Raw genomic sequence first — 16,264 nt, 5'->3', positions numbered from 1 at the left:
TAATCAGGACTTCAATATGAATACCGCAATTTTAAATCCATCTATGCAACAGGTAAGTACTCCATTTATTGCCCCAAAATTATTCACAGCTAAACGCTTGGTCAATACAAAGAATATGACTCAATCTGACTGGCTTGAAGTTCGTCGCCAAGGTATTGGCAGTAGTGATTGTGCAGCAGCCTGTGGATTGAATCCCTATATGTCGATGCTCGAACTTTGGATGATCAAGACAGGACGAGTCAAACAATCGATTGAAGATGAAAGTTCAGGTATCGCGCCACTCTATTGGGGTAAGCAGCTAGAACCATTGGTGGCTGAGTACTACAGCATGCATACCAATAACAAGGTACGCAGAATCAATGCAGTGTTTCAGCATCCAGATCCTGATAAGCATTTTATGCTTGCCAATCTGGATTACTCCGTTGTGGGTAGCAATGAAGTCCAAATTCTGGAATGCAAAACAGCAGGTGAGTACGGCGCAAAACTTTGGCGAGATGGAGTACCTTTATACGTACTGTGTCAGGTGCAGCATCAACTTGCAGTGACAGGCAAACGAGCAGCACATGTTTGTGTGCTGATCTGTGGGCATGAAACCAAAATTTTCAAAGTGACGCGCTCCGAATCCGTGATCAAACATATCATCAATGCCGAACGTTACTTCTGGGAGTGTGTGGAAAAAGATACACCACCTGATGTAGATGCCAGTGAATCGGCAGCTAAAGCCATACAGCAGCTCTATCCACAACATATTCCGTTGACTGTTGAAGACTTGAGTCATAACGAACAAGCCAATCAATTGTTTGCTCAACTGATCCAGGAAAAACTTCAGATTGAAAAACATCAAAACAACTTTGATGAAACTAAGCATCAAATCCAGATGTTGATGAGGGATGCTGAACGAGCAACCTTTGCCACTGGTTCAGTGACGTGGAAGAAATCCAAAGATTCAATCAGTTTAGACAGCAAAGCCTTACTCAAACTTCATCCTGAAATGCTTGAGCAGTTTCCACAAAGTAAAGCTGGGACGCGACGTTTTCAGATTTATACCGATGACTGAATCCATCACATCGATATTTCCAATCTTCCAAAAAGCGCAAAAACCACCCCGATCCACCGACTCCCGAAGGAGCGGTGGACTAAATGGCGGTCTTTGCATTTCATCTGATCTTTAAACGGTTTTGTATTTGCTTACATAACAAAGGGTCAACAGTAAAATTTTATTTAGAGGAAAATTATCATGATTAAAGGTTTAGCAATCACACCACCGATCCTTGGACGTATCAGTATTGGTAAAGTTGTTGAAAAGAACGGTAAACGACTGCCTGAAAAGGATGACCAATTTACCATTACCAGTCAAATCCAAAGCAAAGAGGGGTGGATCAAACATCCGCTTGATGAGCAATTACGCAGTAAAGCACCGAATCAAAAACTCCGTACCATTCCAGTACGGATGATCTTCAATGATCCTGAACTGAATCTGAGAGCTGAGTACACTTTATTTGACCGACAAACAGGACGGCCTGTCTGTGTAGGTAATGGTGAAACCTGCCAGCGACTCACCAATCAGGGTGTTGAGCAGCACCCATGCCCTTCACCAGACTTATGCTCATTGGCACAAGGAGGAAACTGCAAGCCCTATGGACGTTTACATGTCAATTTGGATGAAAGTGATGAACTCGGTACATTCATTTTTAGAACCACAGGTTTTAATAGTATTCGGACCTTGGCGGCTAGACTGAGTTATTACCATGCTGCATCCTATGGTTTACTTTCTTGCCTGCCACTACAACTGACACTTCGAGGTAAGTCCACCACACAAAGCTATCGTACCCCTGTGTATTACGTGGACTTAACACTCAGGGAGGGAGTTAATCTTCAACAAGCGATTCAGATGGCGAAAGACATTGATCAACAGGGTAAGCAGAGCGGCTTTAATCAATCAGCGTTAGATCATACAGCAAGGCAGGGTTTTGCCAATGCACAGTTTGAAGTCAACAGCGAAGAAGGGTTAGATTTAGTGGAGGAGTTTTATAGTGATGAAAATCAAAAGGGAGACGTTGAACAAGCACAGTCTGTAACCACAGCGAGAACCAAGGCAATGTCTAAGCCGAATCAAGGTGAGGGTTTTGTGCAGGATATGCAGAAGGGCTTGCAGGGGAGTGTGAGGGCGGTGAATTGAGGGTTACTGGATAGCAAGGGGTGCAAGCCCCTTATTTTTAATAAATTGATTAAATTGAGATTGTTATAAATGAATTTGAAATATAATTGGTCACTCTAGTTCATAATCAAAAAATCATTTATTGGGCACCTAATGAAAAATAACTTTGTACATCAGCTTCGGACATTACCAGAGATTTTTGAGGGGAATTTTTTTTGTATCCCAGACTATCAGCGAGGGTATGCATGGGATGAAAAGCAGATTGATGAATTATTGAAAGATATTGATCATCTTCTTTTAGATACTTCAGCCGTTAGGCACTATACAGGTACACTTGTTTTATCACTGAATAAAGATCAGTCTAATCAATATCATATTGTAGATGGTCAACAGCGGTTAACTACCTTGGTTATTTTTTTAAAATGTATTTCTCTATTTGCTGATAGAGAGGACAAAGAGAGTATTGGCACCAAATATTTAAAGCGTGGTGATATTGGTAATGATCAGTTTGTTTTGAAGTTGAATTTAGATACTAATAAATTTTTTGAGAAAGTTATTTTATCTGATCGTAATTTAGAAAATTGCCCTATTACATTAGAGTCACACGAACGACTATTGAATGCTCATGATTTGATCCATAAATGGTTGACTCAAAAAACTTCTTCAGGAGTTCTTATTACGCAGATTTTAAATGTTTTAGAAGAGCGTTTAGGGTTTTTAGTTTATTCGCCAGTTGAAGATGCTGAAACTGGTATCATGTTTGAAGTGATTAACAATCGAGGTAAACAACTCAGTGAATTGGAAAAAGTCAAAAACTATTTAATTTATTGTTCAATTAAGCTATCTGCTTTTTCATTGCGGGATGATATTACTGAACATTGGTCTGATATTTTACAATCACTAAATAAAGCGAAAAAAACATCACCAAATGAAGAGAGTTCATTTTTAAGATATTGTTTGGTTGTATTTTTTAAAATGAATAAAACGGATAGCCAGTATGGGTATGATGTTCTTAAGGAAAGAATAAAAATAGATCAATGTTTGCAGTCCAGTGAAAAGAAAAATCAAACAATAACCAAACTACAAGATTTTATTCAATTTTTAAAATTATCTGCAAAATGGTACGAACATCTTTATGCCCCTAATTATGTTGGGCTTGATAAAGCTATTCAACCACTAATTGAAAACATTCGTGCTCAGAATGTTCATGCTTCAATTATGCCCTTGTTTTTAGCATTGGTACTCAAAAATAAAGGTAAGGGTGAGATGCTTGAACGGCATTTACAATTATTAGAAACGTTAAATTTTAGAGTTTATATCGCTAACGGCATGACATTTAGAAAAGATACAGGTCAGGGTGACTTATACCAGTATGCGAGTAGGTACTACTATGGGAGTTTGTTAAACAGTTTTATTGCAGAGGAGAATAGAGTAGTTGGAAAAACAACACTAACAAATGATGACCAAGCATTGGAATATTTACTGGTTAGTTTTACTCAAAATCTTGCGCATGATGGTTGGTTCGAAGCCTCATTTTATTTGGATGGTAAGAGTTCTTTTGATTTTTATGGGTGGAGAGGACTTCGCTACTTCTTAATGAACTATGAATCTTCTTTACAACCTAATAAGACTATTAATATAGATAAGATTTTAAAGAGTAGATCATCTGGTAAAACCAATGATTATTTGTCGGTAGAGCATTTGTGGGCGACAGAGAATAGAAATTTTGAGGGACAAAATTGTAGAGAAGTTGATCGTTATCAAAAAAGAAGACTTGGAAATTTCGTTTTACTTGAACTCCGTTTAAATATTCAAGGTACTAATGATGATGCATGGATTAAAGCAGATCGATATCTTGAAGGGTTTGAACAAGAAGCTCCAACAGATTTATATCATGTACGACTAGCAGGAAAAAGTGTTCGGAAAACCTTTAACACTATGAGTGATGTCAAGAAAACCATTAATTATTATTCTGATTTTTATAGTGAAATTATTGGTGAACAGGAAGAGCGTTACATTAAGTTTGCGATGAAAAGATGGTCATTAAAGGGGTATATTGGTTATAAAAAACATCACGAAGAATTGGAAAATTAAATATTTTTTTGCAGTACGATAAAAAGTGCAAAATATATTTGCATTAATAAAAGAAGCATCGTATAGTGATTTCATGCAGTAAAAAGCTCAGTACGAGCTCTACTGCATGATTTGAAAAGTTGAGATTTGGCGATCAGATAACTTTTCAAAACAAAACTCGCTAATCACAGGAGACTTTGTTAAACAGATTATATCTGAAAAATAACAAAGTACTCCAAGTTTATTAAAAGGAAAGACTATGGAGACAAAACTAAAAAATATTGCTGAGATATATACAGGGTTTACGCAACGCCCCCCTGAAAAATCAGTAAATGCTTTTGATTTAAAAACGATTCAAATTAAAGATTTAACCAAAGATCAAGTGGTGATTTCAAAAGATCAATGGTCGGAACTTGAATGGGCTTACGACTCAAAACCTCAATATTTGAAATACAACTCAATTATTGTGGTCGCTCGTGGGGAACCAAGAGCCTACGTTTTTAAAGGACAAGAGTCTGATCGAGTTGCTGTGAGTAATCAATTTATCGTTGTAAATTTAAAGGTTGATGAAATTAAACCCGAATTTTTAGCTTGGTACTTTAATCATTCACAAGCAATGCGATCTTATTTTGAAATGAATAGTCGAGGATCATTGCTCATGATGCTCAGTATTTCGACCTTAAAAGAAGCTGAAATAGTTATTCCCTCTATGTTTCAACAAGAAGAGATTCTTCGACTTGTCGAAAAAGCACACAATGAAGCTTTAATATTCAAACAATTGACAGCTTTAAGAGCTGAATACAATCAAGCGAAGAGCGAACAAATTTTAATGCAAGCCAAAGTGGCGCAATAAACCGAATTTTTGAATTGGAGAATTGAAATGACAAATGAAGTAAATCAACACCCACAGCATTCTAAACTTGTTGGACTAGTTTGGAGTATTGCCAATATTATTCGTGGACCTTACCGCCCACCGCAGTACCGTCGTGTGATGTTGCCATTAATTGTATTAGGGCGTTTTGATGCGATTCTTGCACCTTATGCAGATGAAATGAAAGCATGCTATGAAAAAGCTGTGGCGAATTTGCAAGATAAAACCCCGAATGTCTTTTTACAAAAGCAGTTGAGCCAAATTGCGGATAAAGATCGTAAGCAAAATCTTTATAACATCAGTGGTTTTAATCTACAAAAACTGTTGGATGATCCAGATCAATTTACGGCAAATTTAACAAAATACATTGATGGTTTTTCACCTAAAGCGAAGGATATCTTTGCCAAGTTTGAATTTGCTAAAGAAATTGAAAAACTTGATGATGCAAACCGTTTATATAAAGTCTTCCAAGAGTTCCGTAATGGTTTGGTTGAATCAGGTTTAAGCCTTGCGCCTAGTAGCGTGAGTAATCTACAAATGGGCTACCTATTTGAAGAGTTAGTACGTAAGTTTAATGAACAGGCAAATGAGGAAGCAGGGGATCACTTTACGCCTCGTGAAGTGATTGAGTTGATGGTGAACTTAATCTTTGAAGAAGATCAGGATGAGCTTGTTAAGGCAGGGGTACATCGTAGTATTTATGACCCAACGGCGGGTACGGGCGGGATGTTGTCTGAGTCTGAAAAATTTCTCAAGAAATACAATGACAAGATTAGCCTTGATATGTATGGACAGGAGTACAATCCTGAATCATATGCTATCTGTTGTTCTGACTTATTGATTAAAGATGAACCTGCTGAAAACATTGTGTATGGCGATACGCTTGGTGTGAAAAATGCCAAGGAAAAAGATGGTTATGTTCCGCGTGATGGTCATGCAGATAAAGACTTCCACTATATGTTCTCAAATCCTCCTTTTGGTGTGGAATGGAAAAACCAAAAAGAATTTATTGATGAGGAAGAGAAACAGGGCTTTTCAGGTCGCTTTGGTGCAGGCTTGCCACGTATCAATGATGGATCATTGTTGTTCGCTCAACACATGATTTCTAAAATGAAGCCTTCGCCTGAAAATGGTGGGGAAGGTTCACGTATTGCCGTAGTATTTAATGGTTCACCATTATTTACAGGTGATGCAGGCAGTGGTGAAAGTAATATTCGTCGTTGGATTATCGAAAATGATTGGCTTGAAGCGATTATCGCTTTACCTGATCAGATGTTCTATAACACAGGTATTTATACTTATATCTGGATTATTTCGAACAAAAAATCTGAACAGCGTAAAGGCAAAGTGCAGTTGATAGATGGTACAGCACATTATCAGAAAATGGCGAAGAGCTTAGGCAACAAGCGTCATGAATTGTCTAAAGATCATATTGCTGAACTGACTAAGTTTTATTCGAAATTTAAAGATCAAGACACGAGTGCATTGATTCAAACCAAAGCTGGTGAAGCGAAGGTGTGTTCGAAGATTTTCAATAATCAAGATTTTGGTTATTTGAAGCTGACTGTAGAACGTCCTTTACGTTTAAACTTTAAAATTTCTGCTGACCGTATTGCTTTGTTGGATGATCAATCTGCCTTTGCAAGCTTAGCCAAGAGTAAGAAAGTAAAAGATACTGCTGAAATCTCGAAAGAAGAGCAAGCAGGTCGTTTACAACAGGACGCGATTAAAGAGGTTCTTACTGAAAAAATTTCTGATCAAGTCTGGAAGAACCGTGATGCATTCTTAAAAGTACTTGATCCAATTTTAAAAGGATTAACCTTTAAGCTTGGCGCACCTGTGAAGAAAGCGATTTTGGAAGCATTGTCTGAACGTGACCAAACTGCGGATGTGTGTAAAGACAGCAAAGGGAATATTGAACCAGATACGCAATTGCGTGATACGGAACTTGTTTCATTCCCTGACAATTTGACTTTACCTTTGCCTGTGAATTATGACAAAGAGCCTGACTTGTCTAAGTTATTGCCATTGGTTACAGCGCATTGCGAAGCTTATTTAAAAGCGGAAGTTTTACCGCATGTGGCTGATGCGTGGATTGACTATAGTAAAACTAAAGTCGGTTATGAAATTCCAATTAACCGTCATTTCTACGTATATGAGCCACCACGTCCTTTAGAGGAGATTAAGTCTGAGATTGTTCAGCTTGAGCAGGAGATTATGCAGATGTTAGGAGGTTTGTCTGCATGAGTCAGTTACCACGTTACGAAAGTTATAAGGATAGTGGCGTGCAATGGTTAGGGGAAATCCCTAGCCATTGGGCTATTGTACGATTAGATCAAGGTTGTGAAATTGTTAGAGGTAATACAGGATTTTCTAAAGCTGATTTATTAGAAGAGGGGCAATACGTAGCATTGCAATATGGTAAAACTTATAAAGTAGATGAAATAAATAATACTTTTTCTTCTTATGTAAATGAAGAGTTTTATAAGTTGAGTCAAATCGCAATGTATGGTGATACGGTTCTTATCTCAACTTCGGAAACGATAGAGGATTTAGGTCATTCATGTTTTTATGCCCGTCAAGATATTGGTCTAATAGGTGGTGAACAGTTTTTACTAAAAGTTAATCAGGAAGAACAGTTAGGCAAGTATCTGTATTATTTATCAAAAGCATTTTCTGGTTATCTGCGTAAATATGCTACGGGCACAAAAGTTTATAGATTTAATACAGATCATCTTAAAAAAATTTATATTCCACAAATACCATTTAACGAGCAAAAAGTTATTGCAGATTTTTTAGATAAACGCCTTGCCCAAGTTGATGCTTTAATCGCTAAGCAAGAAACTCTATTGGAAAAATTGGCTGAACAACGTGTGGCTTTGATTTCTCATGCGGTGACTAAGGGTTTAAATCCTGATGTGGAGATGAAAGAGAGTGGTATTAGTTGGTTTAAGCAAATACCTAAATCTTGGGATGTAAAACAATTAAAGTTTGTTATTACTAAAATTCAAACGGGGTCTACTCCTCCTAGTGCTGTGCCTGAATATTATAGTAATGATGATATTGTTTGGTATGGACCTGCTGATTTTACAGATGAAAATTATATTTTAAATGAATCAGTTAAAAAGATTAGCGCATTAGCATTAGAAGATAAAGTCGTAAAACCAATGCCGAAAGGATCGATTATGATGATTGGTATTGGCGCTACTTTAGGAAAAGTCGCGATTACTAATGTTGATTGTACAACCAATCAGCAAATTAACTCTTTGATTCCTATCGAAGATGTTAATGCTAAGTATTTGATGTATCAATTAAATTCTTTGAGAGATATAGTCAAATTATTATCTAGTGCTTCAACTTTAGGCATTATTAATCAGGAAAAAACGAAATGTTTGAAAATCATTGTGCCAAGTCTAAATGATCAAAATGAAATTGTTGAATTTTTGGATAAAGAGCTTAATGAAATTTCAGCGGTTAAAAAATCAGTTGAACAAACCATTAATAAGTTAAAAGAATATCGCTCGACTCTAATCACCCAAGTGGTGACAGGGAAAATCGATGTTCGAAATCTTAAAGTAAACTAAAAAACATTGGGTCATATTTTTTTTGGGGAAATGCCATGCATAGCGAATATTATTTTGAACAAGCTATTGAACAAAGTTTAACAACGGATGGCGGTTATGTAAAAGGTAACCCAAAAGATTATGACCCAAGAATTGCTTTATTTCCCAAAGATGTCGTTGCCTTTATTCAAGCAACACAACCCAAGACTTGGGAAAAAATCTATAACTCATGTAAAGAAGAAACAGCAAATCGTATTGTTAATGATTTAGCACATGCCTTAGATACTGAAGGCGCATTATCGGTTTTACGCCAAGGCTTTAAATGCTTCGGTAAAAAAATCAAAATGGCATATTTTGCACCCAATACCAGCATCAATAAAACCACTCAAGAACAATATGATGCAAATGTACTTAAATGTACACGTCAGCTCCATACAGAATTTAATGAAATCCCAGATATGGTGCTTTCACTCAATGGTATTCCATTGATCACGCTTGAACTTAAAAATGAGTTTTCAGCATCAGGCTGGAATGTGGAAGATGCCAAAATTCAATTTAAAAAAGATCGCAATGCCAAAGGACGTTTATTTGAATTTAAAAAACGTACCTTAGTTCATTTTGCCGTGGATACTTGTGAAGTGTATATGACCACGAAGTTGGATGGAGACAATACGTTTTTTCTACCCTTCAACAAAGGTTATTTAAATGGTAAGGGTAATCCACCTGTAGAAGGTGATGTACGCACGCATTATCTGTGGACTGAAACTTTAGCGCGTCATAGCTTTATGGAAATTTTTGCGCGCTACATGCATTTGAGTGTAGAAAGCAAAAAAATTAAAACTGAGAATGGTTTTCGATATATCGAAAAAGAAACCATGATTTTCCCACGTTACCACCAATTAGATGCTGTGCGTAAACTCACAAAACACAGTAAAGCCAATGGTTCAGGTCATAACTACTTAATTCAGCATTCAGCAGGTTCAGGCAAATCAAACACCATTGCTTGGCTCGCACATCAATTGGCATCCATGCACAATGCAGATGATCAGAAAATTTTTAATTCTATTATTGTGATTACTGACCGTATTGTACTTGATCGTCAGTTACAAGAAACCATTGCACAGTTTGAGCATAAAGATGGTGTGGTACAAAAGATTGATGAGAATACCCTACAGCTCACCAATGCCTTAGCTTCGAATGTACCTATCATTATTACCACAATTCAAAAATTTCCCTACATCATGCAATCTATTCGTACCCAAGCGAAAAAGGGAATTAAGGTTGATTTGAGTACAGAAGGCAAGAACTTCGCTGTTATTGTCGATGAAGCTCATAGCTCGCAAGGTGGGGAGACAGCACAGCAACTGAAGCAGATTCTAAATAAAGATGGGATTGAATCTGCAATTGCTCAAGAGTTTTTAGATGATGGCGATGAGGATGAAAGCGAACTCACTGATGACGTGAAAAAGCATTTATTTGCAGAAGCGTCAAAACGTAGTCGCCAACCTAATTTAAGTTTCTTTGCCTTTACCGCTACACCGAAATGGAAAACGCTCGCTTGCTTTGATGAAGCAGGTGATAACGGCGAAGCTCCGTTTCATCATTACAGTATGAAACAGGCAATTCAGGAAGGCTTCATTTTAGATGTATTGGCAAACTACACGACTTATGAACAGTACTTTAAATTAATCAAAATCGCTGACAATGATCCAGAACTTGCAAAAAATAAAACCAAAGCTTTAATGGCTCGTTTTGTTTCCATGCATCCAAGTGTGATCGCTCAGAAAGTAGAAATCATTGTCGAGCATTTTAGAACTGTGACGATGCATCGAATTGGTGGTCGTGCCAAAGCTATGGTTGTTACCAATTCTCGTGAGCAAGCGGTACGTTATAAACTTGCATTTGATGAATACATTAAAGAAAAAAAATATACAGGAATAAAGTCTTTAGTGGCTTTCTCTGGAAAACTAGAGGTTGATGGTACTGAATATACAGAACCTAAAATGAATGGTTTTAAAGAAACTGAATTACCTGATCAATTTGATACAGATGATTATCAAGTACTCTTGGTTGCTGAAAAATACCAAACAGGCTTTGATCAGCCTTTACTACACACCATGTTTGTAGATAAGAAGTTATCTGGAATCCAAGCAGTACAAACCTTATCGCGTTTGAACCGTTGTGCTTATGGTAAAGAAGATACTTTTGTATTGGACTTTGTGAATACCCATGAAGATATTTATAAAGCATTTAAGCCATTCTACGAGCTGACCAAACTTGGTGATATTCCAAATGAGCAAAAGTTAAATGAGCTTGGTCATACATTGGATCAATGGAAGTTTTACTTTGAAGTTGATTTAAATGAGTTTGCCAATATTTGGTTTAAGGATAGAAGCAAGCTAACAGGGCATGAACATAAGCAGTTGAATAGTATTATTGATCGTGCTGTTGATAAATATAAGAAAATTCATCCTGATGACCTTGTACATCAACAAGAGCAACAAAAGTTATTTAAGAGCCAATTGCAAAGCTATTTAAATCTATATCTATTTGTCTCACAAATCATGGACTTTACAGACTCAGAGCATGAGCAACGCTATGCCTATTTAAAAGCATTGTTGCAAAAATTGCCTAAAGGCTCTAAGGAAAATGAAGTTGATTTATCCAAAATTGTTGAACTCCAATTCTATCGATTGCAAAAGTTAAGTGAAAATAGTATTGATTTGGGGCATGGTGAAGCGAATGCTTTAAAAGGTTCAACGGATGTTGGAACAGGGCAGGCAGAATCTACGGATACTGTATCGCATCTGATTGATGAATTGAATGAGGCATTTGGTACTGATTTTACGGTAGCTGATCAATTGTTCTTTGATCAGGTTGAACAAGCAGCTATTGAAAATGAAGAGATAGTACAAGCGGTGAACGCAAATTCTCTAGACAGTTTTACAGAGTATTTATCTGGAAAGTTAATAGACCTTTTCCTTACGCGACTTGCAGGAAATGAGGAAGTTTGTAATAAAGTAATGAGTACGGAAGAATTACGCAAAAAAGTCGCTAAGCGATTGGCGAAGCATATTTATACTCGGACAAAAAAGAAAGCTTCAAAATAATTCTTATTAAAATTTCACGTCAAATTGTGCCGTGCTGTTATGAATGTTTATAGACAGTATTGCACAGTTAATTTATGTTAGCATAAGACAAGGTCAAATGGGCATAGAGGAGGGAATGTAATGTCAATGCGTATCGACACTAACACATTGAATTATTATGTTCAAAATGCCCAAATTTCTTTGAGTGTTTTAAGAACAAAAATTAATAATTTAGATCAATTTTTAAGTGGAGAAAAGCAGCCAACTTTTAATCAGTTATCTGAAATAGCAAAAAAAATTAATGTTCCGACAGGTCTTTTATTACTGAATAAAACTATTGATATTGACATCAAACGATTGGACTTCAGGACACTTGAGTCAGATTCAATCGATGAAGCAAGTGAAGAGTTAAGAGATACCATTGCAGAAATGGAGGTCAAACAGGAATTTTTGAAGAATGAAATTACTGAAACTTTAGATTTTGTGGGTCAATTCTCTATTGATTCCAATTTTCTAGAGGTAGCTAAACAAATACGTAATAAGCTAGAAATTCCTTTGTTTTTCCATAATCAAGCGGATAATCCATTAAATTATCTACGTGATAAGATTAATGGTATAGGCGTATTTGTTTTTTTTAATGGTAAAGTGAAAGACAATACACATCGTCCCCTAAGTGTGAAAGAATTTCGAGGGTTTGTATTACTTGACCATAAAGCACCTATAATTTTTATTAATCAGAAAGATACTAAGAATGGTCAACTCTTTACATTAGTGCATGAGTTAGTGCATATTTTTGTAGGTACTGAAGAAATATTTAACATTGTAGAGGCTGGCGATTACCAATTTGATCGAACTGAAGCATTTATAAATAAAGTAACAGCAGAAATTTTAGTTCCTCAAGAGATTTTCTTACAGCTTAATTCAACCGATAGTAATTTTTTAGCTAGAAAATTTAAAGTCAGTGAATTTGTAATTGTAAGAAGACTATTAGACTTAAATAAGATTACACGTGAAGAATACCTGAATCGTACTAGAGACCTAAAGGAAAACCTTGAACGTTTTTTACCGAATGAATCTAATGGTGGAAGTTATACTAATAATATTAGATTTAGAGTTGATAATAGATTTTTCAAATATGTAATGAATGCAGTAAATCATGATCGTATTTCATATACAGATGCATTTAATATTGTAGGTGTCGGTTTTAAAGGATATAAAATTTTGATGAATAGAGGTGGCAATGACTAAGTATTTATTGGACACTAATATTTATATCAATTTTTATGAAAGATATTATCAATTTGATTTTTTTCCAAGTTTTTGGGAGAAAATTAAAGTCATCATCAATTCACAAGTGGTACTTCCAGATATTGTTGTTAATGAACATTATCAAGATGAAAGTTTTAAAAAATGGCTTGAAGAAAACTTTACAGGAGCATCTTGTAAATACAAAGATTATGCTGATTTATGGGCTGAAGTTATCCAACATATTGCAACTCATGACTGTTATAGTGAGAAAGCCTTAACAAATGACAAAAGTTGGACACATGAAAAAATAGCAGATGGATGGTTGATCGCAATTGCAAAGAAAGATAATTTAGTGATTGTAACAAGTGAAACGAAAAATATTAGTTTAAATAAAAATCAACCTTCACAAAGCCCAAAAGTTCCTGATATTGCTAATGATCTTGGTATTCGCTGTATCAATATGAATACTTTTTTTCAAGAGATTGGCTTAAAAATTTAGAGATAATATTTCTATAATTTATTTATAAGTTAATTGAATGTGCTGGTTTAAAAATAGTTTTAGATTAAGTCAGAACTAATACAGTTTAGTTGAGTAAACTAATAATGAAATACCAACCGCCTTATACTATTACCTCAAAAATCATTCATCTGGTTGCGGAGATTAGTGAAAATATAGGGCGCTTGACTGTTTTAGAGGAAATCCAAAATAGTCTGAAACTACGCAAAGCTAATCGTATCCGTACCATTCAAGGCTCACTTGCGATTGAAGGGAACACTCTAAGTACCGAGCAGATCACGGCGATCTTAAATGGTAAGACAGTGATTGCACCTCCAAAAGAAGTACAGGAAGTGCGTAATGCCATTAAAGCCTATGAAGCCTTTCAGCAGTGGCAACCAAGCCAAGAAAAAGACCTATTACAAGCGCACCAAATTTTAATGACAGGCTTGATTGATGAAATTGGTCAATATCGTCATGGTGGCGTAGGCGTGATGTCAGGTGATCGAGTGGTACATATGGCTCCACCTGCAAATCAAATTAATCGACTGATGGTTGACTTACTTGATTGGTTAAATGATAGCGAAGTGCATCCTCTTATCCAAAGTTCAGTATTTCACTATGAGTTTGAATTCATTCATCCATTTGCGGATGGCAATGGTCGCATGGGAAGGCTATGGCAAACTTTAATATTAAGCAGATGGAATCCAATCTTTGCTAATATTCCTGTTGAGAGTTTGATCTATCAAAATCAAAAAGCCTACTATGAGGCTTTGCAAGTAAGTACAGTTCGTACTGATTCAGCCCCTTTTATAGAATTCATCTTACAGATGATTTTAGATGCAATCCTGAGTTCAAATGAGACCGCTCAAGCTAACGATCATGCTACCGCTCAAGCTGGCGATCATGTTCAACGTTTAATTTCAGCAATGAAGCAAGGAGACTATACTTTCGCTGAGTTGATGCAATTGGTCGGGTTGACTCATCGAGCAACGTTCCAAAAGAATTACTTGAATCCTGCCATAGAAGCTGGCTTGATTGAGCGTACTATTCCAGATAAACCGAAAAGTCCGAAACAAAAGTATAGATTAAAAAGATAACAATACTTTCAATTGTGGATAAATCCCCTATGGGTGCTTGTATATGAATTTGGATGACTCAGATGAATTTGGGACCTTCATCTTTAGAACCCCTGGCTTTAATAGTAACCGAACCTTGGCTACACGATTGAGTTACTACAGTGCAGCTTCAGGAGGCTTACTGTCGTGCCTACCATTGCAACTCACTTTAAGAGACAAAAGCACCACACAAAGCTATCGCCAACCTGTGTATTACGTGGATCTAACTTTACGGGAGGGTATTGGCCTGAATGATACCATTACTCAGGCCAAGCAAATTGATGAAAAGAGCAAGAAGGCTATATTTTTTTGATTTCTATAATATCACTTGATTCAATTAGCGATTGGATATTACCAAATAAACTTTGAATATAATCAGAGGCTATATGGATATCTAAATCCTCCCTGCTACGCCATTCTTCTAAGAAGAAATATCTACTCGAGTCATTTTCGCTAATATAAAGCTCATATTTCAAGCATCCTTCTTCTTGAAGCGTAGGCTCTATTACACTTTTTAAAAGCGCTTCTAACTTCTCTTTTTGATCTGATTTTGCCTTAAAGTTCGCAATTACTGAAATAGTCATTATTTCACCTTTAATTTGTTTTAGAAGTTTTCTAGTACAATTTTGCCTTTTGATTTACCTGATTCAAGCAACTTATGCGCCTTCTCCAAGTTTGAAGCGTTAATTTTGCCTAGATTTTGGTTGAGGGTACTTCTAATTTTTTGCTGGTCAACTAATTGGGCAACCTGTTGCAACAGATTACCTTGCTTTTCCATATCATCGGTTTCATACATTGAACGAGTGAACATCAACTCCCAATGGATAGAAATAGATTTAGTCTTAAACGGCATAATATCAAATGTTCGTGGATCATCGATCAATCCAAGCTTGCCTTGTGGTGCAATTACAGAAACTATTTGCTTGATATAGGTGTCTGTATGATTTGTAGAGAATACGTATTTTGGTTTTGCAATGCCTAGTGTCTCGATTTGTGCATTTAAATCTTTGCTATGATCAATGACATGGTCGGCACCCAATGATTTTACCCAAGATTTCGTTTCTTCACGTGAAGCTGTTGCTATAACGGTCAGATTTGTTTTTGCTTTTAGGAGTTGAATAGCGATTGATCCTACACCACCTGCACCACCAATAATTAAAATACTGCCAACTTCTGTTTCTGAAATTTGAAACCGATCAAACAGCATTTCCCATGCCGTTATTGCAGTTAATGGCAATGCTGCTGCTTCTGCATTAGATACTGTAATTGGTTTAAGACTGATAATTCGTTCATCGACTGCTTGAAACTCAGCATTACTACCATCTCGGGTTAAATCGCCAGCATACCAAACAGACTCTCCTACTTTAAACGAGGTAACTTTTGGGCCAACTTCGATAATTTCCCCAACGGCATCCCAACCTAAAATACGATTATTTGCTTCAGACGAATTTTTTCTCACTTTGGTATCAACTGGATTCACAGAGATTGCCTGAACTTTTACCAGTACATCACGCTCCTTAAGTGTAGGCTTCGCTTTTTCAATATCTACCAATGAATTTTTAAAATCATCATGATTATTTATAACATACGATACGGCTTTCATAGATTTGTCCACAACTTTAAAAAAAATAGAGTAAAAATGGAAGCG

The 16,264-nt window shown here is 36.3% G+C and carries 12 protein-coding genes and 1 pseudogene; 11 read left to right on the top strand and 2 right to left on the bottom strand.

All coding sequences use genetic code 11. The features are described from left to right. Positions 1–16: 16 nt before the first annotated feature. The 11 genes and pseudogenes from R5R67_RS00200 to R5R67_RS00150 all read left to right on the top strand — a co-directional run. Complete coding sequence (locus R5R67_RS00200; RefSeq protein ID WP_002050975.1) at positions 17–1,057, top strand: YqaJ viral recombinase family protein; 1,041 nt, start codon at positions 17–19, stop codon at positions 1,055–1,057. 180 nt (positions 1,058–1,237) lie between these two features. Then, positions 1,238–2,179: a hypothetical protein gene (locus R5R67_RS00195; protein WP_002050936.1), complete on the top strand. Its 942-nt coding sequence runs from the start codon at positions 1,238–1,240 to the stop codon at positions 2,177–2,179. A gap of 132 nt (positions 2,180–2,311) precedes the next feature. Then, on the top strand, positions 2,312–4,252 hold the full coding sequence (locus R5R67_RS00190) for a DUF262 domain-containing protein (RefSeq protein ID WP_097355196.1): 1,941 nt from the start codon (positions 2,312–2,314) through the stop codon (positions 4,250–4,252). Between the two features lie 238 nt (positions 4,253–4,490). Beyond that, positions 4,491–5,084: a restriction endonuclease subunit S gene (locus R5R67_RS00185; protein ID WP_002050981.1), complete on the top strand. Its 594-nt coding sequence runs from the start codon at positions 4,491–4,493 to the stop codon at positions 5,082–5,084. A 27-nt stretch (positions 5,085–5,111) separates the two neighbouring features. Then, the gene (locus R5R67_RS00180; RefSeq protein WP_002050996.1) at positions 5,112–7,349 is read left to right on the top strand and encodes a type I restriction-modification system subunit M; all 2,238 of its coding nucleotides are present in this window, start codon (positions 5,112–5,114) and stop codon (positions 7,347–7,349) included. Further along, a complete protein-coding gene (locus tag R5R67_RS00175) occupies positions 7,346–8,686 on the top strand; it encodes a restriction endonuclease subunit S (RefSeq protein WP_002050927.1) in 1,341 nt (446 codons plus the stop codon). Before R5R67_RS00180 ends, R5R67_RS00175 begins: the two co-directional genes overlap by 4 nt. A gap of 35 nt (positions 8,687–8,721) precedes the next feature. After that, a complete protein-coding gene (locus R5R67_RS00170; RefSeq protein ID WP_097355198.1) occupies positions 8,722–11,775 on the top strand; it encodes a type I restriction endonuclease subunit R in 3,054 nt (1,017 codons plus the stop codon). Positions 11,776–11,895: 120 nt separating this feature from the next. Further along, positions 11,896–13,002, top strand: coding sequence for an ImmA/IrrE family metallo-endopeptidase (locus R5R67_RS00165; RefSeq protein ID WP_002050997.1), 1,107 nt, complete (start codon positions 11,896–11,898; stop codon positions 13,000–13,002). Next, positions 12,995–13,501, top strand: a complete 507-nt coding sequence (locus R5R67_RS00160) for a DUF4411 family protein (RefSeq protein ID WP_002050938.1) — start codon at positions 12,995–12,997, stop codon at positions 13,499–13,501. The genes R5R67_RS00165 and R5R67_RS00160 overlap by 8 nt, the downstream gene beginning before the upstream one ends. A gap of 104 nt (positions 13,502–13,605) precedes the next feature. Continuing rightward, positions 13,606–14,598: a Fic family protein gene (locus R5R67_RS00155; RefSeq protein WP_002050993.1), complete on the top strand. Its 993-nt coding sequence runs from the start codon at positions 13,606–13,608 to the stop codon at positions 14,596–14,598. 25 nt (positions 14,599–14,623) lie between these two features. Then, positions 14,624–14,926 (top strand): annotated as a pseudogene (locus tag R5R67_RS00150) (hydrolase or metal-binding protein); the annotation flags it as partial. On the opposite strand, the gene R5R67_RS00145 reads toward R5R67_RS00150, so the two are convergent. Together R5R67_RS00145 and R5R67_RS00140 are read right to left on the bottom strand one after the other, a co-directional pair. Continuing rightward, on the bottom strand, positions 14,916–15,200 hold the full coding sequence (locus R5R67_RS00145) for a putative quinol monooxygenase (RefSeq protein ID WP_002050931.1): 285 nt from the start codon (positions 15,198–15,200) through the stop codon (positions 14,916–14,918). The pseudogene R5R67_RS00150 and the gene R5R67_RS00145 overlap by 11 nt on opposite strands. Positions 15,201–15,220: 20 nt before the next feature. Beyond that, positions 15,221–16,219, bottom strand: a complete 999-nt coding sequence (locus tag R5R67_RS00140; protein WP_086496149.1) for a zinc-binding alcohol dehydrogenase family protein — start codon at positions 16,217–16,219, stop codon at positions 15,221–15,223. Between the last annotated feature and the right edge of the window lie 45 nt (positions 16,220–16,264).

This window comes from Acinetobacter sp. OYA S30, assembly GCF_033599315.1.
In the GTDB taxonomy this organism is placed as follows: domain Bacteria; phylum Pseudomonadota; class Gammaproteobacteria; order Pseudomonadales; family Moraxellaceae; genus Acinetobacter; species Acinetobacter baumannii.
Note: the sequence above shows the minus strand (reverse complement) of the source record. Positions and strands in the feature narration are given on the sequence as shown.